Genomic DNA, 22,936 nt, shown 5'->3' on the forward strand with positions numbered 1-22,936 from the left:
GCTTGCCGGACGGGTGGTCGATTGTTCCGTCTGGCAAACAAGTGACTTCGCGTTCGCCGTCTTTATCCGCGAGACACGACTGCCTAGAATCCCGTCATCGAAACGTATATCTGCGCGAGGCCGAAGCGGCGCGCGCGACGGGAGTATCAAGATGCCAGCAGTGATCCGCAACCAGCTTTACCATCCATCGGTGGTCCTGCCGATGGTCGCCCTCATGCAAGTCATGGTCGCGCAAGACTTCAACCTGAGCCAGGTCGGCTGGGTCGTGGCGACGCGCGGCGCGCAAGCCGCCTTGCAACGTTCGCGCGAACTGATCTGCGAAGTGGTTTGCCACGCCTGACGCAGACGAAGCACCACAGCAACCTCAAGCAAAGAAGCAAGCAACGAAGCAGGTCCGGCTTCGGCAACAGCCGCGGTGGCTCACGCCGCGTATAGGACGCAGACGCGGCCAGGGCAGCGACACCATCCTCGCGAGGCGCTAAGGGTAAGATGCAACGACCTGTACTCCAGCCTCGGGAGAGTTGCCATGCCTCAGCACTTCGACGCCGTCGTGATCGGCACGGGACAAGGCGGCGCGCCGCTGGCCGTGCGTCTTGGAAAAAGCGGCCGTAAAACGGCGATCATCGAACGCGGGGCGTTTGGCGGAACCTGCGTGAACGTGGGTTGCACGCCGACCAAATCGTATGTGGCGAGCGCCCGCGCGGCGCACGTGGCACGCCACGCCGCCGATCTCGGCGTGCACATCGGCGGCGCGCTCAGCGTGGATCTGGCGGCGGTGAAGGCGCGCAAGGACCGCATCATCGGCGAGTCGCGCGACGGCGTGGAAAAGTGGCTGCGCAGCGCGGCCAACGTCACGGTGTTTCAGGGACACGCGCGCTTTACCGGCGCGCACACGCTCTCGATCAGCGCGCCCGACGGCACGGTGATCGACGAAATCAGCGCCGACGAAATCTTCATCAACACCGGCACTCGCGCGGTGGTGCCGAAGCTCGACGGGCTCGAGCGCATTCAGTACTACACCAATTCCAATCTGCTCGAAGTCACCGAGTTGCCGTCGCATCTGGCGATTGTCGGCGGCAGTTATATCGCGCTCGAATTCGCGCAGATTTTTCGCCGCTTCGGCAGCCAGGTCACGGTGCTGGTGCGCGGCGATCGTCTGCTTGCGCGCGAAGACGCGGATTTCGCGGAGTCGGTGCGCAAGGTGCTCGCGCGCGAAGGCATCGAGTTTCGCTTCAACGTGCAGCCCTCGCGCGTGGAGCCGCATCCGCATCGCGAGAACGAGGTGTGCATCGGTTTCGAACAGAATATTCCCGCGCTCGAAGCGTCGCACCTGCTGTTCGCCACGGGCCGCGAGCCCAATACCGACGACCTCGGCCTCGCCGCCGCCGGCATCGTCGCCGACCATCACGGCACGATTCCCGTCGACGGCCAGTTGCGCACCAATGTGCCCGGCGTCTGGGCGATCGGCGACGTCAACGGACGCGGCGCCTTCACGCACACTTCCTACGACGACTTTCAGATCGTCGCGGCCAATCTGCTCGACGGCGGCGCGCGCAGCGTCGATTCGCGCATCATGACGTACGCGGTCTTCGTCGACCCACCGCTCGCGCGCGTCGGGCTCTCCGAAACCGACGTCCGCAAGTCCGGTCGCGACGCGCTTATCGCCACCATGCCGATGACGCGGGTCGGCCGTGCGCGCGAACGCGGCGAAACCGACGGCTTCATGAAAGTGCTGGTGGACCCGCAGAGCAAACAGATACTCGGCGCGGCGATTCACGGCGTCGAAGGCGACGAAGCCTTGCACACCTTCATCGACATCATGACGGCAGGCGCGCCGTATCCGACCTTGCAGTTCGCCATGCATATTCACCCGACCATCAGCGAGCTGGTGCCGACCCTGCTCGACGGCCTGAAGCCGATGAAGTGACGGTCGAGCGAGCGCATATCATGCAGCCCGAATCCGGCAAGCTAATCAGCGGCAATCTGTTCGACCTCGGCGCGGCGACCGGTGCCGGCGAGTATGTCGAGACATTGCTGCAGCGGGATGGCGCGGATGGCGTGGGTGGCGCAGGTGGCATAAGCGTCGAGCGGATCGTCTCGACCGGGCAGGCGAGTCCGCCCGGCTTCTGGTACGACGACCCGCGCGCCGAGTGGGTCGTGCTGCTGAGCGGCGCGGCGGCGCTGGAATTCGAAGGCGCCGCTGAACTGCATCGCATGCAGCCGGGCGATCACGTGCTGATCGAAGCGCATCGCCGTCACCGGGTTGCGTGGACCAGCGACACCGCGCCGAGCGTGTGGCTCGCCGTGTATTGCGCCGAAGCGCCGCACACGGCTTCCACGAAACGCGAAGCGTAAGCCTTTCGACAGCGCATCGACAAAGCCGCTTGCCATCGCGGATAATCGGCAACGGCGCGAGTTGCCGGCAACGCCCGGCAATGCGACTGCACAACACGTCGCACTGCGCGCTCAACCGTATTCAACCTGAGGAATCCGAGCGATGGGCAAGGGACGTGTCGAAGCCTTCAGCGATGGCGTGATCGCCATCATCATCACGATCATGGTGCTCGAACTGAAGGTGCCGGAAGGTTTCGATCTCGCCGCGCTGCGGCCGCTCGCGCCGGTGTTCTGTGCCTACGTGCTGAGTTTCATCTACGTCGGCATCTACTGGAACAATCACCATCACATGTTCCATGCGGTGCAGAAGGTCAACGGCTCGGTGCTGTGGGCCAATCTGCATCTGCTGTTCTGGCTCTCGCTGCTGCCGGCGGTCACGCATTGGGTCGGCGAAAATCATCTGGCTTCGTGGCCGACCGCGATGTACGGCGTAGTGCTGTTCATGTCCGCGATCGCGTATTTCATTCTGACGCGTGTGCTGATCCGCGAGCACGGCGGCAATTCGACGCTCGCCAAAGCGGTTGGTAACGACTTCAAGGGCAAGGTGTCGGTGGTGATCTATCTGGCCGGTATCGCGCTCGCGTTTTTCGTGCCGTGGGTGTCGGCGGCGCTTTATACGCTGGCGGCCGCGTGGTGGCTGATTCCCGACCGGCGCATCGAGCACGTACTGGAAGCCTGAGCATGCTGCTCACGCTCAAGCTCGCGCTGGTGCCGGCGTTTCTCGCCGCGCTGACAGCCGCCGGGCGCATCTGGGGACCGTCGGTGGCGGGCTGGCTGGCGGGCTTGCCGGTGGTGGCCGGGCCGATCGTTCTGCTGCTCGCGCTGGAGCGCGGTCCGGCTTTCGCGGCGCAGGCATCGGCGGCGTCGATCGCGGCAATTGCCGCGTCCGAGGCCTTCAATTTCAGCTACGCGTGGACCTGTCGCCGCTTTGCATGGCCACTGGCTTTGCTGGTGGGGATGGCGGGCTGGATCGGCGTGGCGCTGCTGCTCACGCATTTGCCGGCGAGTCTCGCGTGCGCGCTCGCGGCGGCATGCGTGGCGGTGGCGATCTCGCAGAGCGGCTTGCCGCGCGTGAGCGGCCATGTGCCCGCCACGCGCCTCGGACTCGGCGATCTGGCGTTGCGCATGCTGGCGGGCGCGTTGCTCACGCTGGCCGTCACCGGCTTGTCGGCGTCGACGGGCGCAACGTGGAGCGGATTGCTCTCGGTCTTTCCGTTGCTCGGCATCGTGCTCGCCGTCTCGGCGCAACGTGCGCACGGCGCGGACTTCGTCGCATTGTTGATGCGCGGCATGGTGATCGGGCGCGCTTCGTTCGCGGCGTTCTTTGCGGTCACGGCGACGCTGCTGCCGCGCTACGGCGTGTGGCCGAGCTTTGTCTGCGCGGCGCTCGTGTCGATCGTCGTGCAGGGCGCGACCCGGCGATTGCCAGGTGCAACGCGGCCCGCGCGGGCTGTGACGCATGAGCTTGCGGGAGAGACGCCTGCGGACTGAGGGCGGGGGTAAGCTGGCGTGAAGTGTGTCGCGTGTCGCGAGAAGCGACCCGACGCAAGACGCAAGACTCGCGTCGTGCAACGTTGCAGCGTCCGCCTTCGCCGCATGAAATTCGCGTGAAGTTTGCTTGACCGGATCGCCCCATCAGTTCGCGCCACGAGCGCCTCAGCCAATACCGCAGCCATGACCTTACGAGCCGGCACTTCCACCTCGACCCGCAACGGCCTGCGCATCGGCCTCATTTCCGACACGCACAACCTCGTGCGCCCGGAAGCGCTCGACTATCTGGCCGGCTGCGACGCGATCATTCATGCCGGCGACATCTGCAATCAGGCCGTGCTCGATACGCTTGCGCACATCGCGCCGCTTACCGTCGTCCGCGGCAACAATGATGTCGGCGAGTGGGCGGCCGCGCTGCCGACCCACGCAAAGCTCACCATCGCGCAGGTCACGATACTGGTGGTGCACGATATCGCGGACGTCGGCGACGATCCGCGCGGCCAGGGCATCGACGTCGTGGTCACGGGACACTCGCACAAACCGCTGATCGTCGAGCGCGACGGCGTGCTGTTCGTCAATCCGGGCAGCGCCGGTCCGCGGCGTTTCAAGCTGCCGGTGTCCGCGGGCATGCTGACAGTGGAAGGCGCGCACGCGACGGCCAGCGTCGATTCGCTCGTGCCATAGAAAACGGGCCGGCAAACTGGTGGTTTGCCGGCCCGTCTGATCTTGCTGACTATCGCCTACGTGGCGTGCTGCATGCTAATCGTTGCCCGATCACGCACACAGCATCCACGCGTCAATGCATCTCTTATGCACGCGCGGTAGCCGCCGCTGCATAGCGCTCGTCCATCTCGGCCGCTTCGCGTTCACCACGCAACACGGCATGTGCTTCCGCACGCGAGGCCACGCACGGACCCGAGCCGAGCAGCGGCTTGCGCGCCGTCTCGCGCAGCGCGAGCACCGAAGCGATACCGATCAGCGACGCGCCCATCAGGTAATACGCCGGCATCATCAGATTGCCTGTGCTGTTGACCAGCCACGCCGTGACGAGCGGCGTCGTGCCGCCGAACAGCGATACCGAAATGTTGAAGCCGATGGCCAGCGCGCCGTAGCGGATTTTGGTGGGGAAGAGCGCCGGCAGCGCCGACGGCATCACGCCCGTAAAACACGACAGCAGCACGCCGAGAATCATCAGTCCGCCGAACACCGGCAGCACCGTGCCCATGCGAATCAGCAGCAGGGCGGGGATCGACAGCGCGAACAGACCCACGCAACCGAACAGCATCACCGGCTTGCGGCCGATCGTGTCGGACAGACGGCCGGCGGCGAGCGTCATCGGCATCATCAGGACCATCACGAGCAGCACGAGGAACAGGCCGTGCGTTTCGTTGAAGTGCAGCGTGGCCGACAGATAGCTCGGCAGATACGACAGCGCCATGTAGTCCGTCACGTTGAAGATCAGCACGAGGCCGACGCACAGCAGCAGCGGCTTCCATTGCTGCGCCAGCAACTGGCCGAACGACTGCTTCGGCAGCGCCTTGTCTTCGGCTTCACGCTCTTCGGCCTGCTTCTTGAACGCGGGCGTTTCTTCGAGCTTCATCCGGATGTACAGACCCACCAGTCCCAGCGGACCCGCGATCAGGAACGGCACACGCCAGCCCCACGTGAGGAGCGCGTCGTTCGACAGCGTGGCCGTGAGCACGGCAACCGTACCCGCGCCGAGCACGTAGCCGATCAGCGTGCCGAATTCGAGGAAGCTGCCCATGAAGCCACGGCGCTTGTCCGTCGAGAATTCTGCGATGAAGGTCGCAGCGCCGCCGTATTCGCCGCCGGTCGAGAAGCCTTGCACCAGACGTGCCACCAGCAACAGGACCGGCGCGAAGATGCCGATGCTGGCGTAACTCGGAATCAGACCGATCGCGAAGGTGCCGAGCGCCATCATGATCATGGTCATGGCCAGCACGCGCTGACGGCCGATGCGGTCGCCCAGCGGCCCGAACACCATGCCGCCGACCGGACGCACGAGAAACGCCGCGGCGAACGTGCCGAACGTGGCGATCAGTTGCGCGGCCGGGCTCGCCGACGGAAAGAAGACCTTGCCGAGCGTGACGGCGATGTAGCTGTACACGCCGAAATCGAACCATTCCATTGCGTTGCCGAGCGCCATCGCGCCGACGGCCCGCTTGAGGAGAGATTTATCGACGACCGTGATGTCGTCGAGTGAGAGGCGTTGTTCTTCTTTGTGGTGTCGCCAGAAGCCGTTGCTGGAAGCGGTCAAGGTGAAAACTCCAATGACTGCGACGAAACTCATGAAAAAACGCACATGAACGTTCCGCCACGGGTGCTGGGGAAGTGTCGTTTCGCGAGCGATGGCGAGAGCGCTCCAGTCGTCGTAGGAACGCTGGAAGATGGGCGCAAGGAAAAACACAACGCCCGTGCCTCGCGAGACAGATCGCGAAAAAACACTCGTCTAGATTGTGCTGACTGTTGCATCTGCGTGGCCGTGGAAGGGGGGCAGATGCATGAGGACGCTGGGGTGGCTGAAAGCTGGCCCACGCGCCGCTGGAAGGCTTGAAACGAAAAAGGCCGGTACTGGATCGCCGCTCACGAAGCGAGATCGAACGGGGAAACGACCGACGAGCCTTCTTGTATAAAAACTGTTCAACCGGGTAGGCCGGATAAGCGCTGGCCAAGCCTAGAGTGAACGTGAATGAAGGTGAATTGCTGTTTGAACGATGCACATGATAGCACGATAACAGAGGATCGTGCAAACCCGGCCCGCGTCGCAGCTTAATGGGATACTGCGCAAACCCTTGCGGGACGGGGGATCGCGGCGATTCCGGCGGCGTGGAACGGGGGCTTAAAAGCGCCTCGAAAATGTACCGTCCGGAGAGTTTTCGACAAAGTCCGCGAACCGTTGCGCGGGCGAAAAAAGGCAAAAAAGGCGAAAAAAATCCGCGCTCGCGGCGCGGATTTTTCATGTTGCCGATGGTGCCCGCCTTGCGAGCCCCAAACAACGCTTATTCGGCCGCCGGCGGCGGCACGTAACCTTGCGCCGTATCGGCGCCTTCGCCGAAGAAGAACTTTTCGGTCTGCTTCATCAGGTACTGACGTGCGCGCGGGTCGGCCATGTTCAGGCGGTTTTCGTTGATCAGCATGGTCTGCTGCTTCAACCAGGCCTGCCAGGCTTCCTTGGAAATGCTTTCGTAGATCCGCTTGCCGAGTTCGCCCGGCAGCGGCGGGAAATCGAGGCCTTCGGCTTCCTTGCCGAGCTTCGCGCATTGAACCATACGAGTCATGCTGTGCTTCTCCTGATTTGAATGTGGGGCGGGCAGCCGCTTGATAGTGCGGCGCTCAGAGCTGTTTCATCAGCACGAGCGACTTGCGCTGCCAGTTGTAGAGCCGGCGCCGGTCTTCGGGCAGGTCGTCGACCGTGACCTTGACGAAGCCGCGCTTGAGGAACCAGTGTTCGGTACGCGTGGTGAGCACGAAAATGCGCGTGAGGCCGCGAGCGCGGGCGCGCTGTTCGATGCGCTTGAGCAGACGTTCGCCGTCGCCCGTGCCTTGGGCTTCCGGTGCGACGGTCAGGCAGGCCATTTCGCCGATGCGTTCCTGCGGATACGGATACAGCGCCGCGCAGCCGAACAGCACGCCATCGTGCTCGATCACCGAGAAATGGTCGATGTCGCGTTCGATCTGGTGGCGGCCGCGCCGTACCAGCGTGCCGTCGGATTCGAGCGGTTCGATCAGCGACAGAATGCCGCCGACGTCGTCCGGCGTGGCTTCGCGCAGGCTTTCGAGGTTCTCGTACGAGATCATCGTGCCCACGCCGTCGTGCAGGAACAACTCCAGCAGCAGACTGCCGTCCAGCGCGTAGGGGATGATGTGCGCGCGCGCCACGCCGCCACGGCAGGCACGGATCGAATGCTTCAGGTAGAAGCCGGCGTCGCCCGTGACTTCGCCGCTTTCGTGCAGCTTGTAGGCGTCGTCGAGCGACAGTTCGCGCACCAGTTCGGGGCCTTCCTCGCCGGCTTCCATCAGACCCGGCGTTTCGGTCAGGAACACGATCTTGTCGGCGCGCAGCGCGATCGCGGCCGCCGAGGCGACGTCTTCCATGGACAGATTGAAGGCTTCGCCGGTGGGCGAGAAGCCGAGCGGGGAGAGCAGCACCAGCTTGCGGCTCGCGAGCGAATGGCGGATGGAATCCGCGTCGATCTTGCGGACCACGCCGGTGTGGGCGAAATCCACGCCGTCGAGAATGCCGACCGGGCGCGCGGTGACGAAGTTGCCCGACACCACGCTGATGTGCGCGTGCGCCATCGGCGTGTTCGGCAAACCCTGGCTGATCGCCGCCTCGATATCCAGACGCACTTCGCCGGCGGCTTCTTTCGCCGATTCCAGCGCGCGCGCGTCGGTAATGCGCATGCCGTGCGAAAACTCCGACTCGACGCCGTGCAGACTCATCTGCTCCTCGACCTGCGGCCGCGACCCGTGCACCAGCACGATCTGGATGCCCATGGCCTGCAGCAGCGCGATATCGGACACGAGCGCATTCAGGAGCCCCTGATGCACCACCTCGCCGCCGAAACCGACGACGAACGTCTTGTTGCGGAACGCATGGATATAAGGGGCGACTGAGCGCATCCAGTCGACGAATTGCGCGTGCTGGGCGAGATCTTCCGTTGCTCCGGCGGGGGCCGGAACGCTCGCGGGCGCGGGGACGAGGTCGGTTTGGGAATTCATGCCGGGGATTATAATGCGCCCCCATGTCGAATGTACCCAAAAGTCCCGCTGCGGCGAACGAGAATGCGGCGCCGGCCGTCGATCAGGCAAAGACCGGCGACGCGCAGCGCCGTCGCACGCCGGACGCCCAGCGCAACACGCCGTCACAGGCGCGCGAGCCGCGTCGCGCCGGCAAAACTAACGCTGCGTCCTCTGCTGCTTCCCCGGCTGCGTCCACGTCCGTGTCCGCCCAGAAAGAGGCGCGCAAAAACCCGCAGAAAAATAATCCGCCGCGGGAGGCGCGCGCCGAAGCGCGGCCGCCGCGTCCGCCACGCGCGCCGCGTGTGGTGGCGGAGCCGAATCCGATTCCGCCCATCACGTACCCGGAAGCGTTGCCCGTCTCCGGGCGCCGCGAGGAAATCGCGCGCGCGATTGCGCGGAATCAGGTCGTGATCGTGTGCGGCGAGACCGGTTCGGGCAAAACGACCCAGCTGCCGAAAATCTGCCTCGAACTCGGGCGCGGGCTCGGCGCGGGCGGCAACGGTCTGATCGGCCACACGCAGCCGCGCCGGATCGCGGCGTCGGCGACCGGCCGCCGTATCGCGGAAGAACTCGGCACGCCGTTCGGCGAAGTGGTCGGCTACAAAGTGCGTTTTACGGACAATCTCTCGCCGGGCGCGTCCGTCAAGCTGATGACGGACGGCATTCTGCTTGCCGAAACGCAAACCGATCCGCTGCTGAAGGCCTACGACACGCTGATCATCGACGAGGCGCACGAACGCAGCCTGAACATCGATTTTCTGCTCGGCTACCTGAAGGAAATTCTCGCCAAGCGGCCCGATCTCAAGCTGATCGTGACGTCGGCGACGATCGACGCCGACCGCTTCGCGCGTCATTTCGGCAGCGACGAGAAGCCCGCGCCGGTGATCGAAGTGAGCGGGCGTCTCTATCCGGTCGAGGTGCGCTACCGGCCGGTCGCGGAAGATAGTCCGGCGGTGAAGTCGGCGGAAGGCACGACCGCGGCCGCGCAGCAGCGCGAAGCGCGCGAGCGGCCCAAAACCCAGCGCGAAACCGATCGCGATCTGATGGAAGCCATCGTCGACGCGGTCGACGAACTGTGCCGAGAAGGCCCCGGTGACGTGCTGGTATTCCTGCCGGGCGAGCGCGAGATTCGCGACGCCGCCGAAGCGCTGCGCAAGCATCATCCGCCGCATACGGAGATTTTGCCCCTGTTCGCGCGGCTTTCCGCCGCGGAGCAGGAGCGCGTGTTCCGCACCTCGAACGCGCGCCGCATCGTGCTCGCCACCAACGTGGCCGAAACTTCGCTGACGGTGCCGGGCATCCGCTACGTGGTGGACACCGGCCTCGCGCGCGTGAAGCGTTACTCGTACCGCAACAAGGTCGAGCAGTTGCAGGTCGAGTCGATCTCGCAGGCCGCCGCCAACCAGCGGGCCGGCCGGTGCGGACGCGTGGCCGACGGCATCTGCATCCGTCTCTACGAGGAAAGCGATTTCCAGGGACGCGTGCGTTTCACCGATCCGGAAATTCTGCGCTCGTCGCTGGCGTCGGTGATTCTGCGCATGAAGTCGCTGCACCTGACGGCGATCGAAACTTTTCCGTTCATCGAGCCGCCGCCCGGTCGCGCCATCGCTGACGGCTACCAGTTGCTCAACGAACTCGGCGCCGTCGACGACGACAATCAGCTCACGCCGCTCGGCCGCGAACTCGCGCGCCTGCCGCTCGATCCGCGCGTCGGCCGCATGATTCTCGCCGCGCGCGACCAGCAGGCGCTCAAGGAAGTGCTGATCATCGCGAGCGCGCTGTCGGTGCAGGACCCGCGCGACCGGCCGATCGAAGCGCAGGAGCAGGCCGATCAGGCGCATCGGCGTTTCGCCGACGAGCGCTCCGAGTTCCTGCAATGGCTGAAAATCTGGAACTGGTTCGAAGAGGCGATCGCACACAAGAAGTCGAACAAGCAGTTGCACGACGAGTGCCGCAAGAACTTTCTCTCGCAACTGCGTCTGCGCGAGTGGCGCGATGTTCACTCACAACTGCTGACCGTGGTGCGTGAACACGGCTGGAGGCTGAACGAAGCGGAAGCCACCTTCGAGCAGATTCATCTGGCATTGCTGACGGGGCTGCTCGGCAACATCGGTCTGAAGGCCGACGACGAGCCGTATTACCTTGGCGCGCGCGGTATCAAGTTTTATTTGTGGCCGGGCTCGGCGCTGGTCAAGAAGGCCGGCAAATGGGTGATGGCCGCCGAGCTGGTGGAGACGAGCCGGCTTTACGCGCGATGTATCGCGAAGATCGAGCCCGAGTGGATCGAGCGGATCGGCTCGCATCTGTTGAAGAAGTCCTTGTCGGAGCCGCATTGGGAGAAGCGCGCGGCGCAGGTGTCGGCGTTCGAGCGCGCCATGCTCTACGGGCTGCCGATCTATCACCGGCGACGCGTGAGTTTCGGCAAGCAGGACCCGGCGCGTGCGCGCGAATTGTTCATTCGCGGCGCGTTGGTGGAGGGCGAGTTCGACACGAAGCTCGCGTTCTTCGCGCACAACCGCAAACTGCTCGCCGACATCGAGCAACTGGAACACAAGTCGCGCCGTCAGGACGTGCTGGTCGACGACGAACTGATTTTCGCTTACTACGATCAGGCGCTGCCGCCAGGCATTCACACCGGCGCGGCGTTCGAGCGCTGGTATCGCGACGAGCTGAAAAAGAGCGGTCAGCCCGAAGACAAGCTGCGTCTGCTGTATCTCTCGCGCGACGATCTGATGCGTCACGAAGCGGCGGGCGTCACCACCGATCTGTTCCCGAAGCGCATGACGATGGCGGGTGTCGAGATGGCGCTCACGTATCACTTCGAGCCCGGTTCGCCGCGTGACGGCGTGACGCTCGCCGTGCCGCTGTACGCGCTGAATCAGGTCGACGCACGGCGTTGCGAGTGGCTCGTGCCCGGCATGCTCAAGGAGAAAACGCAACTGCTGCTGAAGTCGTTGCCGCAGAAGTTGCGGCGGCATTGCGTGCCTTTGCCTGAGTTCGCAGCGGGTTTCGTCGACCGGCATGGCGGTCCGCGTTTTGGCGCGGGCGGCGTGCTCGAATCGCTGATCGCGGATATTCGCGAGCAGACGCAAGTCGCCATGAAGCAGGCGGATTTCAAGCTCGAAACCTTGCCGCCGCATCTGTTCATGAACTTCAAGGTGGTCGACGAGCACGGGCGTCAGCTCGCGATGGGACGCAATCTGTCGCAACTGCGCGCCGAACTCGGCGGCCAGGCGCAGCAGCATTTCCAGAAGATCGCGTCGAGCGCGGCCGGCGCGGCGTTGGCGGACGCGGGCGGCGGCGGTGTCGCGACGCCCGCGCAGGCGTCGGGTAAAAGCGGCGCCGGGCAGCGAGTGCAGGGCGCGGTGGCTGCGGGTCCGCAAACCGTTCAGCAAGGTGCGACCCAGGGCACCGCGCTGTATGAAAAGCTCACCACCTGGAACTTCGGCAAGCTTCCGGAATTGCTGGAAATCCGTCGCGGCGGTCAGACGCTGTTCGGCTATCCCGCGCTGGTGGATCGCGGCGCGCATTGCGATGTGGAAGTGTTCGATTCACCGGACGAAGCGGCACGAATTCATCGCGCTGGTTTGCGCCGGCTGTTCGCTTTGCAGTTGAAGGAGCCGATCAAGTATCTGGAGAAAAACCTGCCCGGCCTGCGCGAAATGGCGATGCAGTTCATGCCGCGTGGCACGCAGGAAGAGTTGCGGGATCAGCTGATCGACACCGCGCTCGACCGCGCATGTTTGCAGGACCCGCTGCCCGACGACGACGCCAGTTTCCACACGCGCCGCGACGAAGGCCGCAGCCGTCTCACGCTGCTTGCGCAGGAAATATCCCGGCTAGTCGGCCTGATTCTCACCGAGTATGCGAGTGTCACGAAAAAGCTGGTGCAGGCGAAGTCGTTCGGTGCCGCGTATTCGGATATGCAGGCGCAGCTCGAGGGATTGATCGGCAAGCGTTTCGTGATCGATACGCCGTACGCGCAACTGGCGCACTTTCCGCGCTATCTGAAAGGGATCGCGCTGCGCATCGACAAACTGAAGGCCGACCCGGCGCGCGACGCGCGGCAGTTCGCCGAATTCCAACCCTTGTTGCAGCACTATCAGCGCGCCGTCGCGCAACGCGGTGGTGTGCTCGATCCGCGCCTGTCGGAATTCCGCTGGCTGCTCGAGGAACTGCGCATTTCGCTGTTCGCGCAGGAGTTGCGTACGCCGATGCCGGTATCGGTGAAGCGCCTGCACAAGGTGTGGGAATCGATGCAGCGGTAATGCCGCGTGGTATCGATGGACCGACAAAGGCGGCGCAACAAAAAAAGCGTGTGACACCGTTCCTTTTGAGAAGGGCGTCACACGCGAAAAGGGCGCGTGCTGAGCAAGCGCGCGCCCACTCGCTGCTGTTGCTAATTGAATAACGCTGATTGACGAGGATTAGCGCGCGGCGGCGGACTCGTCACGAGTCCGCCGCCGGTTCTCCTTACCAGTGCATCCCGGCGCCGATCGACGCGCCGAACTGACCGCGCGAGTCGCTGGTGCCTTGCACCTTGTAGACCCACTTGCCGGTTTCCGACAACTGCGACACACCGATCGCAACCGCCGACTGGCCGCCATACGTGCCGCCAGCCATGGCCACCATGCCGTGACCCGGCAGAACGGCTTGCGGCAGACCCGCCACCGCCAGTGCCGATGCCGTGCCGCCGTAGCTGTCGCGACGTGCCGAACGGATCTGGTCGTCGGTATAGCTGTTCGCCTGACCCACCGCACCGCTCATGCTTTGCTGCAGCTGGTTCACGTTCACAGCGTCCGTGCCTTGCACGCCAGCGGCGACATTGGTGATCTGCCGTTCCGACCCGACTGCACCGACCGATACCGTATTCGCACGATCCGCGACCGAGCCTTGACCCAGCGCCACGGCGTTATCGGCGCTCGCATTGGCACCCGCGCCGATGGCCGTCGCGTTGCTGCCGCTCGCCATCGAATTCGCGCCGACCGCCGCCGAATTTGCGCCGCTCGCCACCGCGCTTGCGCCCGCTGCGAACGAGTGTGTGCCGGTGGCTTGCGCGGCTTCGGTGTCGCGATTGCCGTCTGCGGCGACGAACGGATCGGCTGCCGTGCCGATGGCGTTGTTCACCGCGCCGTTGACCGCCGCGTTCAACTGACCGAGATTGACCGCGTCGGTCAGGGCCACGCCGTCCGCGACGTTATGGATGACGGTGCCGCCGTCGCCGCCGAGCGTGACGTTGTTTTTGTCGACTGAGCCGTTGGCGGTGTCGTACGTCACGGCGCCGTCGACTTTCGCGGCGGTGGCGCTGGTCTGGGCTTCGACTGCCTTCAGCTGGCTGACGTTGACTGCGTCGGTGTCGGCGGAGCCTGCGGCGACGTTGGTGAGGCGACGCTCCTGGCCGAGCGAGCCGATGGAGACTTCGCCGACGGGCGAGGTGCCGGCGATCATCGAGCCATTGGGGCTGTTGAGCAAGTAGGCGTCTGCCTTCAGATTCGCCGAAGTGGTCGAACTGGTACCGAGAGCGACGCTCCTTTCAGAAGTGGCTACGGCACCCGCGCCAATTGCCGTGCTGCTTGCTCCGGATGCTGTCGCACCGCCGCCAAGCGCGGTCGCGCTGTCATTGCTTGCGTTTGCAAGGCTGCCCACTGCTGTAGCCGATACGTCAGTCGCCATGGCCGACCAGCCGATTGCCACGGAGGCTAGGCCGGTTGCGGTCGCGCTCGGTCCTGCTGCGACCGCCCACGATTGCGCGGCAGCGTAAGCGTCGTCGGTGCCGGGGGTACTGCCGGTGGCCTTGAAGTAGTGCTGAGTGCCGCTGTCGGCGACGGCCGCAATGTTGCTGTCGAGTGCCTTGAGCTGACTGACGTTGACTGCGTCGGTGTCGGCGGAGCCTGCGGCGACGTTGGTGAGGCGGCGTTCTGCTTTGTCGGAGCCGATCGAGACTTCTCCGACGGGGTCAGTGCCGGCGATCATCGAGCCATTGGGGCTGTTGAGCAAGTAGGCGTCTGCCTTCAGATTCGCCGAAGTGGTCGAACTGGTACCGAGAGCGACGCTCCTTTCAGCAGTGGCTACGGCACCCGCGCCAATTGCCGTGCTGCTTGCTCCGGATGCTGTCGCACCGCCGCCAAGCGCGGTCGCGCTGTCATTGCTTGCGTTTGCAAGGCTGCCGACTGCTGTAGCCGATACGTTAGTTGCCATGGCTGACCAGCCGATTGCCACGGAGGCTAGGCCGGTTGCGGTCGCGCTCGGTCCTGCTGCGACCGCCCACGATTGCGCGGCAACGTAAGCGTCGTCGGTGCCGGGGGTACTGCCGGTTGCCTTGAAGTAGTGCTGCGTGCCGCTGTCCGCGACGGCTTTCAACTGGTTGACGTTTACGGCGTCGGTGCCAGCTAAACCTGCAGCGACGTTGGTCACACGGCGTTCGGCGCCGTCCGACCCGACCGATACTTCTCCCAGTGCTCTGGTACCAGCGAGTAGGGATGTGTCGGCGCCAGCGGGCATGTAGCCCGGGGCTTCCAAGTCCGCCTTACTGGCCGTGGTCGTCGAATTTGCCCCAAGCGCGACACTGTTCGCCGCAGAGGCGACTGCGTTATGTCCAATGGCGACTGCGTCGGGTGCCGTGGCGCTCGTGCCGATATAGCCGACGGCCAAGGCGCCGTCTCCGCTTGCGGCGGCTCCAACACCGACCGCCGTGCTGCCGGCTCCTAATGCAGTCGCGCCGCCACCGAGGGCCGTGGAATCCGACCCAATTGCCTGCGCGAACCCGCCGACTGCGGTCGTCGATACTTCTGCTGCTTTGGAATCAGCACCAATCGCCACGGAGCCGGCCTCGGCCGCATTTGCCCCCGATCCTGCCGCGACTGCCCACGGACCGGACGCCTGAGCGAATTCAGGGCCGTTCGCTTCAAAATACTGCGCATGCGCCGACACCCCACCCAGCAACGCCGCCCCCGCCATCACGACCTGCGCAACAACCAGCTTGCCGCCGCTGCCGCGCTTCGTTTTTGCGCGCGCGACTTCGGACGTGGCGACCCATGTGCCGGTCGTGTCATTCCAGACCGATTTGTAAATCCTGTTCATACTTTGTGAAACTCCGCGATATTGCTGATGTGGACAGCGAATAAATCCATTCCGGTCACGAGATAAACGCCATCGCCCGCTGCATGTCGCGCACAAATTGACATGTCGACACCAGATTTGAATTGGTGTGGTGTCTCGCTTCAACTCGCTGTGCAGTCCGTGAAGAATGTCTCGCACGCCTTTGTCCACTGGGTTAAGTGTGGGCAATGATGTGACGGAGTTTCACTTATTTAACGTTCGAGTCGGCATAAGCTAACTCTTAATTAAATTTCAAAATTGATGTAATTTGTTTGTATATGTATTTTTATGTTTTAAAATAAGAAAAATAAAGATTAATCAAAAAGTATCTTATGTTTTGCGCGCTGTATTAGGATTGTTGTTTAATGTGTCGTTGTTAATTTAATTGGCAAAAGCGATAATTTTTGTCGCGTGAATATCAAGGCCGCCGGGCGGCGCCAGAGCCGCTGAAAATGCGTTCGCCACGACCTGCGTCAACCGCTCGCGCCGGCAAACGTTCTACAATGATGGTTGTTCTCCGAAGTGAGTTTTCATGCGTAAATTTTTTCTTCCCGGCTTGACTGCCACGTGCGTCGTGAGCGCAGCGCTGGTCGCCGCCGCAGGCTTTTTTTCTCCGGCGGCCCACGCCAACAACGTGATCGTGCTCAACTCCGGCGAAGCCACGCTGAGCCTGATCGACGAGACCACCCGCCAGGTGGTCGGCACGGTGCCCACGGGTAAGGAACCGCACCATCTGATGGCCACGCCGGACAATTCGTCGCTGATCGTGGCGAACTCGGTGTCGAACAATCTGATGTTCGTCGACCCGAAATCGGGCCAGGTGCAGCGCTGGGTCGAGAACATCGAAGACCCGTACCAGATCGGCTTTTCGCCGGACCGCAAATGGCTCGTGACCACCGGCCTGCGTCTGGACCGCCTGGACATCTATCACTACGACGGCCAGAAGAACCAGATGACCTTGGCTTCGCGGCTGCCGCTCGCGGTCATGCCGAGTCACATGGCCTTCACTACAGATAGCAAGACGGTGTTCGTCACCTTGCAGGTGTCGGGCGAGCTGGCCGCAATCGACCTCGCTACGCAAACCGTCAAGTGGAAGATGAAGGTGGGCAAGGTGCCGGCCGGGTTGTGGATGACGCCGGGCGAGAAATACTTGCTGGTCGGCATGACCGGCGCGGATTACGTCGCGGTGGTCGACTGGCGTAACCAGAAGATCGTCAAGACCATCCATACGGGCAACGGCGCGCACAACTTCCGCTCGCTGGCCGACGGCAAGCACGTCGCGGTGTCCAATCGGGTCGCGAGCACCATCAGCATCATCGACGAAGACTCCCTGACCAATGTCGGCGACATCACGGGTTTGATGCCCGGACCGGACGACATGGAACTTTCCGCTGACAAACGTTATCTGTGGGTTACGTTCCGCTTCGCGAAGCACGTCGGCATCATCGACCTGAATACGCGTAAGCTGATCCAGACGATCGCCGTCGGCCGTTCGCCGCACGGTATCTATTTCTTCAATCGCGCGCCGGTCACGGCGCCGAACGGCGCCTGAGGCAAAGGTTGACACTGCCAGCGCGCGCCGCGACGGATGAAGTAACCAGGCCAGCACCATGTTCCATCTGATTTTTGCTTCTCTCGACAGCTTCGTTTCCGCCGCGCAGACCATGCTGTACGTCGACGTGGTGCAGCCGCTGCTGTTCCGCTTCAACCTGATGGACTACGACGAAGACACCTACGACAGCCTTTACTGGGTGATCGTCGGCGTGCTGGAAGTGCTGGCCATGTACGCGGTGCTGCGTCCGCTCGAGGCGCTGCGTCCGGTGGAGCGCTGGGAGAACCGCAAGGCGGTGCGGGTCGACGTGATCTACACGTGGATCGCCAAGCTGGGCATTCTCAACCTGTTCTTTTTCTTCGCGCTTCAGCCGTTCTTCGACAGCGTGCAGGCGTGGCTGCGTCTGCACAACATTTCGAATATCGAGTTCGACAATCTGTGGCCCGGCGTCACCACGCAGCCGCTCGTCACGTTCGTCATGTATCTGCTGGTGCTCGATTTCGCGGGTTACTGGTATCACCGTTGGGAACATCGCATCGGTGTGTGGTGGGAACTGCACGCGGTGCATCACAGCCAGCAGCAGATGTCGTTGTGGTCCGATGACCGTAACCATCTGCTCGACGATCTGCTGCAAGCCTCGTTTTTCGCGGTCATCGCCCTGGTGATCGGCGTGCCGCCGTCGCAATTCGTCGTGCTGGTGGCCATCACGAACCTGGCGCAAAGCGTCCAGCATGCGAATATCCGACTGTATTTCGGCTGGCTGGGCGAGCGTCTGCTGGTGAGCCCGACTTTCCATCGCCGTCACCATGCCATCGGTTACGGCCATGAGGGCCTCAAATACGGCTGCAATTTCGGTGTTCTGTTCCCGTGGTGGGACATGCTGTTTCGCAGCGTGTCGTGGAGCCGCGACATGGAACCAACCGGCATCAGCGACCAACTCGAAGGCCGTCGTTACGGCGAAGGTTTCTGGGCGCAGCACTGGCTGGCGTTCGGACGCATCGCCGCACGGCTTTCGCCGCGCCGTCGCGCGAAGGGTAGCGACGCGGCCGCTGTCTGAATGCCGCGAACCTGAGCCCGCTCGACTGAAGCGCCGGTCGCGGTCAGTCGCCCGAATCACGCGGCCCGCTGCTCGTCGTCCCAACTCGTCATCCCAACTCTCTTCCTCTCGCGTCGCCGGTTTCCCCGGCGGCGCGCCTCGTGGTTTATGCTTTCCACGATTGCGCGCGGTTTGGCGCATGGTGTGCGTATGGCTTGCGCATGATTTGCGCGCGCCGATTGTCCATCCTTTCACTCACCGGCACTGGCTCGCATGAATGACCTGTTGCGCTCGTTCGGGCGCGCGCTCGCAAGCGCGCTCCACCCGCGCATGCTCTGGCTGACCTTCATGCCGTTTTTCGCGGCAACGGTCGGTTGGGGCGTGATTCTGTGGTTCTCCTGGCAAACGCTGATCGGCGCGACCCGCACATGGCTCGAAAGCTGGTCGTTCACGCTCACGCTCTATCATCTGTTCGATTGGCTCGGGTTTTCGGCGCTGCACACGGCCATTGCGCCGTTTATCGTGATCGCCATGGTGATTCCGCTGATCGTCGTGACGGTGCTGCTGCTGATCGCCACGATCTCGATGCCATCTGTGATCCGCTTTCTGTCGGCGCGGCAATTCGCGAGCCTGGAGATGCGTCGCGGCGGAACGTGGTACGGTAGTCTCGTCCAGGCTTTGTGGACCACGCTGATCTGCGTCGTGTTGCTGATCGTCACGTTGCCGCTGTGGCTCGTGCCGCCATTTTTCGCGCTGATTCCGCCGCTGTTGTGGGGTTGGCTGACGTATCGTGTCATGAGTTACGACGCGCTCGCGCTGCATGCAACGCGCGACGAGCGGCGCGCGCTGGTGCGCAGGTTTCGCTTGCCGCTTCTGCTGATCGGCATCGCGAGCGGGCTGCTGGGTTCGCTGCCGACGCTGTTGTGGGCGTCGTCGGTCTGGCTGATCGTACTGTTTCCGGTCGTCACCGCGGTGACGATCTGGATCTATGCGTTCATCCTCGTGTTCTCGGCCTTGTGGTTCGGCTACTACTGTCTGCGCGCCCTGCAACGCATGCGCGCGGAAGAGCGCGGCGGCGTGCGGCAGGCGGCGCCGGTTCCCTATCTGGAATGATTTGAACGAAAGAGGCGGCAATGGCTTTTGGCGTCATCATCATCGGCGATGAAATCCTGTCGGGCAGACGGGTCGACAAGCATCTGCCGAAGGTCATCGAATTGCTGGGCGCGCGTGGTTTGTCGCTCGGCTGGGCGGAATACGTCGGCGACGATCCGGAGCGCATCACGGCCACGCTGCGGCGCACTTTCGCATCGGGCGACATCGTGTTCTCGACCGGCGGTATCGGCGCGACGCCCGACGACCACACGCGTCAATGCGCGGCTGCGGCGCTCGGCGTGCCGCTCGAACTGCACCCCGAAGCGGCGACGCTGATTCAGGACCGTATTCGCGACATGTACCCGGCCAATGCAGACACGCCGCTCGACCTGAATTCGCCGGAGAATCTGCATCGGCTGAACATGGGCACGTATCCGCGGGGCGCGTCCATCATTCCGAACGGCTACAACAAGATTCCTGGCTTCTCGATCCGCCAGCATCATTTCGTACCGGGTTTTCCGGTCATGGCCTGGCCGATGATCGAATGGGTGCTCGACACGCAATATGCGGATCTGCATCACGCCATGCCGCACGCGGAGAAATCGCTGCTCGTGTTCGAGTTGCCGGAGTCGCGCGTGACACCGCTGATGGTGAAAATCGAGCACGATTTTCCGGGTGTGCGCGTGTTCAGCTTGCCGAGCGTGGGCGATGCGGAGCGTGGTGGCGTCTACGCGCGGCATCATATCGATCTGGGTGTGAAGGGCGAACCCGAAGCGGTGGCAGCGGCATTCGTCAAGCTGCGGGAAGGGGTGCACCTGCTGGGCGGCGATATCGTCGAACCGGAAGCGGCTGCGGCAGCCGCCGCATCGGCGAAACCACGAGGCTGACAGAACAGGACACGCTCAAGCGGCGTGTCGCCACACAGTCTGATCCGGGCGCGACAGCGCCCGTTTTATTTCGCGGCCGCGGCTGCAACTGCGGCGAGCGTCGAGCAGCAATCTCAACACCGCGCACGCCCGAGAGTCGCAATCAAGTCAGCAGACCGGACATGCCGCGTCACCGCCAGCCCATCATTCGCCTGTCACATTGCGCGCAGAGCATGAGGCCGTGCGCGCAATAGCCTGCTTGCGACGCTTACGCGCCGATCCACGGCAAGCCACGGTGACACCAGCCCGACACCGTCTTGCGATGTCCCTGACCATCCTTGTCGCCTTCGAAACCTTCGAGCAGATCGTAGGCTTTCGTGAAGCCGGCCTGCGTGGCGGCGATCGCGGCGAGCTTGGAGCGGGCGGCGCTGCGGCAGAGGAACAGCACCGGCGTGTCGGATGTTGCCACCTGGCTGAGCTGCGCGATGAATTCCTGATTCGGCACGGCGCCCGGATAGCGTGTCCATTCCACATGCGCGTATTGGCCGTCACCGATCACGGGACGGCCGACCCAGTCGAGTTCCGCGCGCGTGCGTACGTCGACGAGACGCGTGCGCGGGTCGAGTTGCAGCAGTTCGAACGCCTCGGCGGGCGACACCGCGCCGGCATAAGGCAGCTGGTTTTCGGTGCGGCGCTGATCGGCCTGGGCGTACAGCTGTTCGAGCGTGCTCATGAGCGCAAATCTCCTGTGGGCCAAATGATTATTCTAGCGCGGGCCGTGACGGCCGTACGCGGCGCGGGCCGCCGTGTCTTGCGGCTCGAAACTTCTCGCCGCCGACCTGCCGCGTGGAAAGGAGCCTGACTGCGCGCGTCCATGGCAATGAACGGAATGCCCAAAAATGGTGCGAATAATCGAAAATGCACCAATATGGAAATGACAAGGCAATGCTCCAGCCGTGATGCCTTAACATGGTGCATTGTTCGGCGAAAAGATAACGGGGCTGCATGCCGTTCGGTGCGTCCATTCCCCGCAAATGCGCGCGCGGAAAGGAAGTGCGCCGGCTTGGCGCACACATGGCACAGAAGCTGCTTTATTGGTGCCGATCGATTTGTCCCAGCAATGTTTTATGTTCGTCCCCAGCCAACCAGGGGTGGACGCGCCGGGGCGGGTCAGCTAGATTGGGCGGCGGCTGAATCCGCCGAATTCGTTAATCAGGAGATAGGTTATGAGTAAATCCGTGGCCGACGTCGTTCAACTCGTCAAAGACGAAGACGTCAAGTTTGTCGACTTCCGTTTCACCGACACGCGCGGCAAAGAGCAACACGTTTCGGTGCCGGTGTCGGCATTCGATGAAGACAAGTTCGAAAGCGGCCATGCGTTTGACGGTTCGTCGATTGCCGGCTGGAAGGGCATCGAAGCATCGGACATGTTGCTGGTCCCGGACGCGAACACGGCCTTCATCGACCCGTTCTACGAAGAATCCACCCTCGTGCTGACCTGCGACGTAGTCGAACCGGCTGACGGCAAGGGCTACGAGCGCGACCCGCGCTCGCTGGCAAAGCGCGCTGAAGCGTACCTGAAGAGCACGGGCCTGGGCGACACGGCATTCTTCGGTCCGGAACCCGAATTCTTCATTTTCGACTCGGTCCAGTGGAACACGGATCAGTCGGGCTGCTTCATCAAGATCGGTTCGGAAGAAGCACCGTGGTCGTCGTCGAAGGAATTCGAAGGCGGCAACACCGGCCACCGTCCGGGCACGAAGGGCGGCTACTTCCCGGTCGCTCCGGTCGACACGTTTCAGGACATCCGTTCGGAAATGTGCCTGTTGCTCGAGCAGATCGGCATCCCGGTCGAAGTGCATCACCACGAAGTCGCGGGCCAAGGCCAGAACGAAATCGGCACGAAGTTCTCGACGCTGGTGCAACGCGCCGACTGGCTGCAGCAAATGAAGTACATCATCCACAACGTCGCGCACACGTACGGCAAGACGGCAACGTTCATGCCGAAGCCGGTGGTCGGCGATAACGGTTCGGGCATGCACGTTCACCAGTCGATCTGGAAAGACGGCACCAACCTGTTCGCAGGCAATGGTTACGCAGGTCTGTCGGAATTCGCGCTGTTCTACATCGGCGGCATCATCAAGCATGCTCGCGCGCTGAACGCGATCACGAACCCGTCGACGAACTCGTACAAGCGTCTCGTACCGCACTTCGAAGCACCGGTGAAGCTGGCTTACTCGGCTCGCAACCGTTCGGCATCGATCCGCATTCCGCACGTGTCGAACCCGAAGGGCCGCCGTATCGAAACGCGTTTCCCGGATCCGATGGCGAATCCGTACCTGTGCTTCTCCGCGCTGATGATGGCGGGTCTGGACGGCGTGCAGAACAAGATTCACCCGGGCGAAGCTGCCGACAAGAACCTGTACGACCTGCCGCCGGAAGAGGATGCAAAGATCCCGACCGTGTGTGCCGGCCTCGACCAGGCGCTCGACGCACTCGACGCAGATCGTGAGTTCCTGACGCGCGGTGGCGTGTTCACGGATTCGATGCTCGACGCGTACATCGAACTGAAGACGGGCGAGCTGCAACGCTATCGTCAGTCGGTGCACCCGATCGAATTCGAAATGTACTACTCGCTGTAAG

The 22,936-nt window shown here is 63.3% G+C and carries 17 protein-coding genes; 12 read left to right on the forward strand and 5 right to left on the reverse strand.

The features are described from left to right. Positions 1 to 151: 151 nt before the first annotated feature. From P3T18_RS26220 to P3T18_RS26245, 6 genes are all read left to right on the forward strand, one after another. On the forward strand, positions 152 to 340 hold the full coding sequence (locus P3T18_RS26220) for a hypothetical protein (RefSeq protein WP_429302859.1): 189 nt from the start codon (positions 152 to 154) through the stop codon (positions 338 to 340). 186 nt (positions 341 to 526) lie between these two features. Beyond that, on the forward strand, positions 527 to 1,927 hold the full coding sequence (locus tag P3T18_RS26225) for an FAD-containing oxidoreductase (protein WP_429302860.1): 1,401 nt from the start codon (positions 527 to 529) through the stop codon (positions 1,925 to 1,927). 20 nt (positions 1,928 to 1,947) lie between these two features. After that, entirely contained in the window at positions 1,948 to 2,355 is a 408-nt protein-coding gene (locus tag P3T18_RS26230) for a cupin domain-containing protein (protein ID WP_429302861.1), read from the forward strand. A 142-nt stretch (positions 2,356 to 2,497) separates the two neighbouring features. Continuing rightward, positions 2,498 to 3,073 carry a TMEM175 family protein gene (locus P3T18_RS26235; RefSeq protein WP_429302862.1) on the forward strand — a complete coding sequence of 192 codons (576 nt, stop codon included), beginning with the start codon at positions 2,498 to 2,500 and terminating at the stop codon, positions 3,071 to 3,073. Positions 3,074 to 3,075: 2 nt separating this feature from the next. Next, a complete protein-coding gene (locus P3T18_RS26240; RefSeq protein WP_429302863.1) occupies positions 3,076 to 3,885 on the forward strand; it encodes a hypothetical protein in 810 nt (269 codons plus the stop codon). A gap of 183 nt (positions 3,886 to 4,068) precedes the next feature. Beyond that, complete coding sequence (locus P3T18_RS26245; protein ID WP_429302864.1) at positions 4,069 to 4,569, forward strand: metallophosphoesterase family protein; 501 nt, start codon at positions 4,069 to 4,071, stop codon at positions 4,567 to 4,569. Between the two features lie 124 nt (positions 4,570 to 4,693). Here P3T18_RS26245 and proP read toward each other — a convergent pair whose 3' ends face one another. The 3 genes from proP to argA form a co-directional block, all read right to left on the reverse strand. Further along, positions 4,694 to 6,196, reverse strand: a complete 1,503-nt coding sequence (gene proP / locus P3T18_RS26250; protein WP_429302865.1) for a glycine betaine/L-proline transporter ProP — start codon at positions 6,194 to 6,196, stop codon at positions 4,694 to 4,696. 709 nt (positions 6,197 to 6,905) lie between these two features. Next, complete coding sequence (locus tag P3T18_RS26255) at positions 6,906 to 7,184, reverse strand: oxidative damage protection protein (protein WP_429302866.1); 279 nt, start codon at positions 7,182 to 7,184, stop codon at positions 6,906 to 6,908. A 55-nt stretch (positions 7,185 to 7,239) separates the two neighbouring features. Then, positions 7,240 to 8,628, reverse strand: a complete 1,389-nt coding sequence (gene argA, locus P3T18_RS26260; RefSeq protein ID WP_429302867.1) for an amino-acid N-acetyltransferase — start codon at positions 8,626 to 8,628, stop codon at positions 7,240 to 7,242. 23 nt (positions 8,629 to 8,651) lie between these two features. Here argA and hrpA point away from each other — a divergent pair, with 23 nt between their 5' ends. Continuing rightward, positions 8,652 to 12,917: an ATP-dependent RNA helicase HrpA gene (hrpA, locus tag P3T18_RS26265; protein WP_429302868.1), complete on the forward strand. Its 4,266-nt coding sequence runs from the start codon at positions 8,652 to 8,654 to the stop codon at positions 12,915 to 12,917. Between the two features lie 205 nt (positions 12,918 to 13,122). Here hrpA and P3T18_RS26270 read toward each other — a convergent pair whose 3' ends face one another. Continuing rightward, positions 13,123 to 15,729: a YadA-like family protein gene (locus P3T18_RS26270; protein WP_429302869.1), complete on the reverse strand. Its 2,607-nt coding sequence runs from the start codon at positions 15,727 to 15,729 to the stop codon at positions 13,123 to 13,125. Positions 15,730 to 16,279: 550 nt separating this feature from the next. On the opposite strand from P3T18_RS26270, the gene P3T18_RS26275 reads away from it, so the two are divergent. The 4 genes from P3T18_RS26275 (at position 16,280) to P3T18_RS26290 (ending at position 20,314) form a co-directional block, all read left to right on the forward strand. Then, positions 16,280 to 17,299, forward strand: a complete 1,020-nt coding sequence (locus P3T18_RS26275; RefSeq protein ID WP_429302870.1) for a beta-propeller fold lactonase family protein — start codon at positions 16,280 to 16,282, stop codon at positions 17,297 to 17,299. Positions 17,300 to 17,357: 58 nt separating this feature from the next. Next, positions 17,358 to 18,356 carry a sterol desaturase family protein gene (locus P3T18_RS26280; protein ID WP_429302871.1) on the forward strand — a complete coding sequence of 333 codons (999 nt, stop codon included), beginning with the start codon at positions 17,358 to 17,360 and terminating at the stop codon, positions 18,354 to 18,356. 252 nt (positions 18,357 to 18,608) lie between these two features. Then, on the forward strand, positions 18,609 to 19,448 hold the full coding sequence (locus P3T18_RS26285) for an EI24 domain-containing protein (RefSeq protein WP_429302872.1): 840 nt from the start codon (positions 18,609 to 18,611) through the stop codon (positions 19,446 to 19,448). Between the two features lie 20 nt (positions 19,449 to 19,468). Beyond that, positions 19,469 to 20,314, forward strand: coding sequence for a competence/damage-inducible protein A (locus tag P3T18_RS26290; protein WP_429302873.1), 846 nt, complete (start codon positions 19,469 to 19,471; stop codon positions 20,312 to 20,314). 247 nt (positions 20,315 to 20,561) lie between these two features. On the opposite strand, the gene P3T18_RS26295 is transcribed toward P3T18_RS26290, so the two are convergent. Further along, a complete protein-coding gene (locus P3T18_RS26295) occupies positions 20,562 to 21,026 on the reverse strand; it encodes a rhodanese-like domain-containing protein (protein ID WP_429302874.1) in 465 nt (154 codons plus the stop codon). 493 nt (positions 21,027 to 21,519) lie between these two features. Between P3T18_RS26295 and glnA the strand changes: the two genes are divergently transcribed. Then, entirely contained in the window at positions 21,520 to 22,935 is a 1,416-nt protein-coding gene (glnA, locus tag P3T18_RS26300; protein ID WP_102630739.1) for a type I glutamate--ammonia ligase, read from the forward strand. Position 22,936 lies beyond the last annotated feature (1 nt).

The organism is Paraburkholderia sp. GAS199 (genome assembly GCF_050436585.1).
Lineage (GTDB): Bacteria > Pseudomonadota > Gammaproteobacteria > Burkholderiales > Burkholderiaceae > Paraburkholderia.

Coding starts and splice junctions, on each gene's coding strand:
- P3T18_RS26255 (WP_429302866.1), bottom strand. CDS start 7,184: ATGACTCGTATGGTTCAATGCGCGAAGCTCGGCAAGGAAGCCGAAGGC.
- P3T18_RS26220 (WP_429302859.1), top strand. CDS start 152: ATGCCAGCAGTGATCCGCAACCAGCTTTACCATCCATCGGTGGTCCTG.
- P3T18_RS26230 (WP_429302861.1), top strand. CDS start 1,948: ATGCAGCCCGAATCCGGCAAGCTAATCAGCGGCAATCTGTTCGACCTC.
- argA (WP_429302867.1), bottom strand. CDS start 8,628: ATGAATTCCCAAACCGACCTCGTCCCCGCGCCCGCGAGCGTTCCGGCC.
- P3T18_RS26245 (WP_429302864.1), top strand. CDS start 4,069: ATGACCTTACGAGCCGGCACTTCCACCTCGACCCGCAACGGCCTGCGC.
- glnA (WP_102630739.1), top strand. CDS start 21,520: ATGAGTAAATCCGTGGCCGACGTCGTTCAACTCGTCAAAGACGAAGAC.
- P3T18_RS26235 (WP_429302862.1), top strand. CDS start 2,498: ATGGGCAAGGGACGTGTCGAAGCCTTCAGCGATGGCGTGATCGCCATC.
- P3T18_RS26285 (WP_429302872.1), top strand. CDS start 18,609: ATGAATGACCTGTTGCGCTCGTTCGGGCGCGCGCTCGCAAGCGCGCTC.
- proP (WP_429302865.1), bottom strand. CDS start 6,196: ATGAGTTTCGTCGCAGTCATTGGAGTTTTCACCTTGACCGCTTCCAGC.
- P3T18_RS26240 (WP_429302863.1), top strand. CDS start 3,076: ATGCTGCTCACGCTCAAGCTCGCGCTGGTGCCGGCGTTTCTCGCCGCG.
- P3T18_RS26270 (WP_429302869.1), bottom strand. CDS start 15,729: ATGAACAGGATTTACAAATCGGTCTGGAATGACACGACCGGCACATGG.
- P3T18_RS26295 (WP_429302874.1), bottom strand. CDS start 21,026: ATGAGCACGCTCGAACAGCTGTACGCCCAGGCCGATCAGCGCCGCACC.
- P3T18_RS26225 (WP_429302860.1), top strand. CDS start 527: ATGCCTCAGCACTTCGACGCCGTCGTGATCGGCACGGGACAAGGCGGC.
- P3T18_RS26290 (WP_429302873.1), top strand. CDS start 19,469: ATGGCTTTTGGCGTCATCATCATCGGCGATGAAATCCTGTCGGGCAGA.
- P3T18_RS26280 (WP_429302871.1), top strand. CDS start 17,358: ATGTTCCATCTGATTTTTGCTTCTCTCGACAGCTTCGTTTCCGCCGCG.
- hrpA (WP_429302868.1), top strand. CDS start 8,652: ATGTCGAATGTACCCAAAAGTCCCGCTGCGGCGAACGAGAATGCGGCG.
- P3T18_RS26275 (WP_429302870.1), top strand. CDS start 16,280: ATGCGTAAATTTTTTCTTCCCGGCTTGACTGCCACGTGCGTCGTGAGC.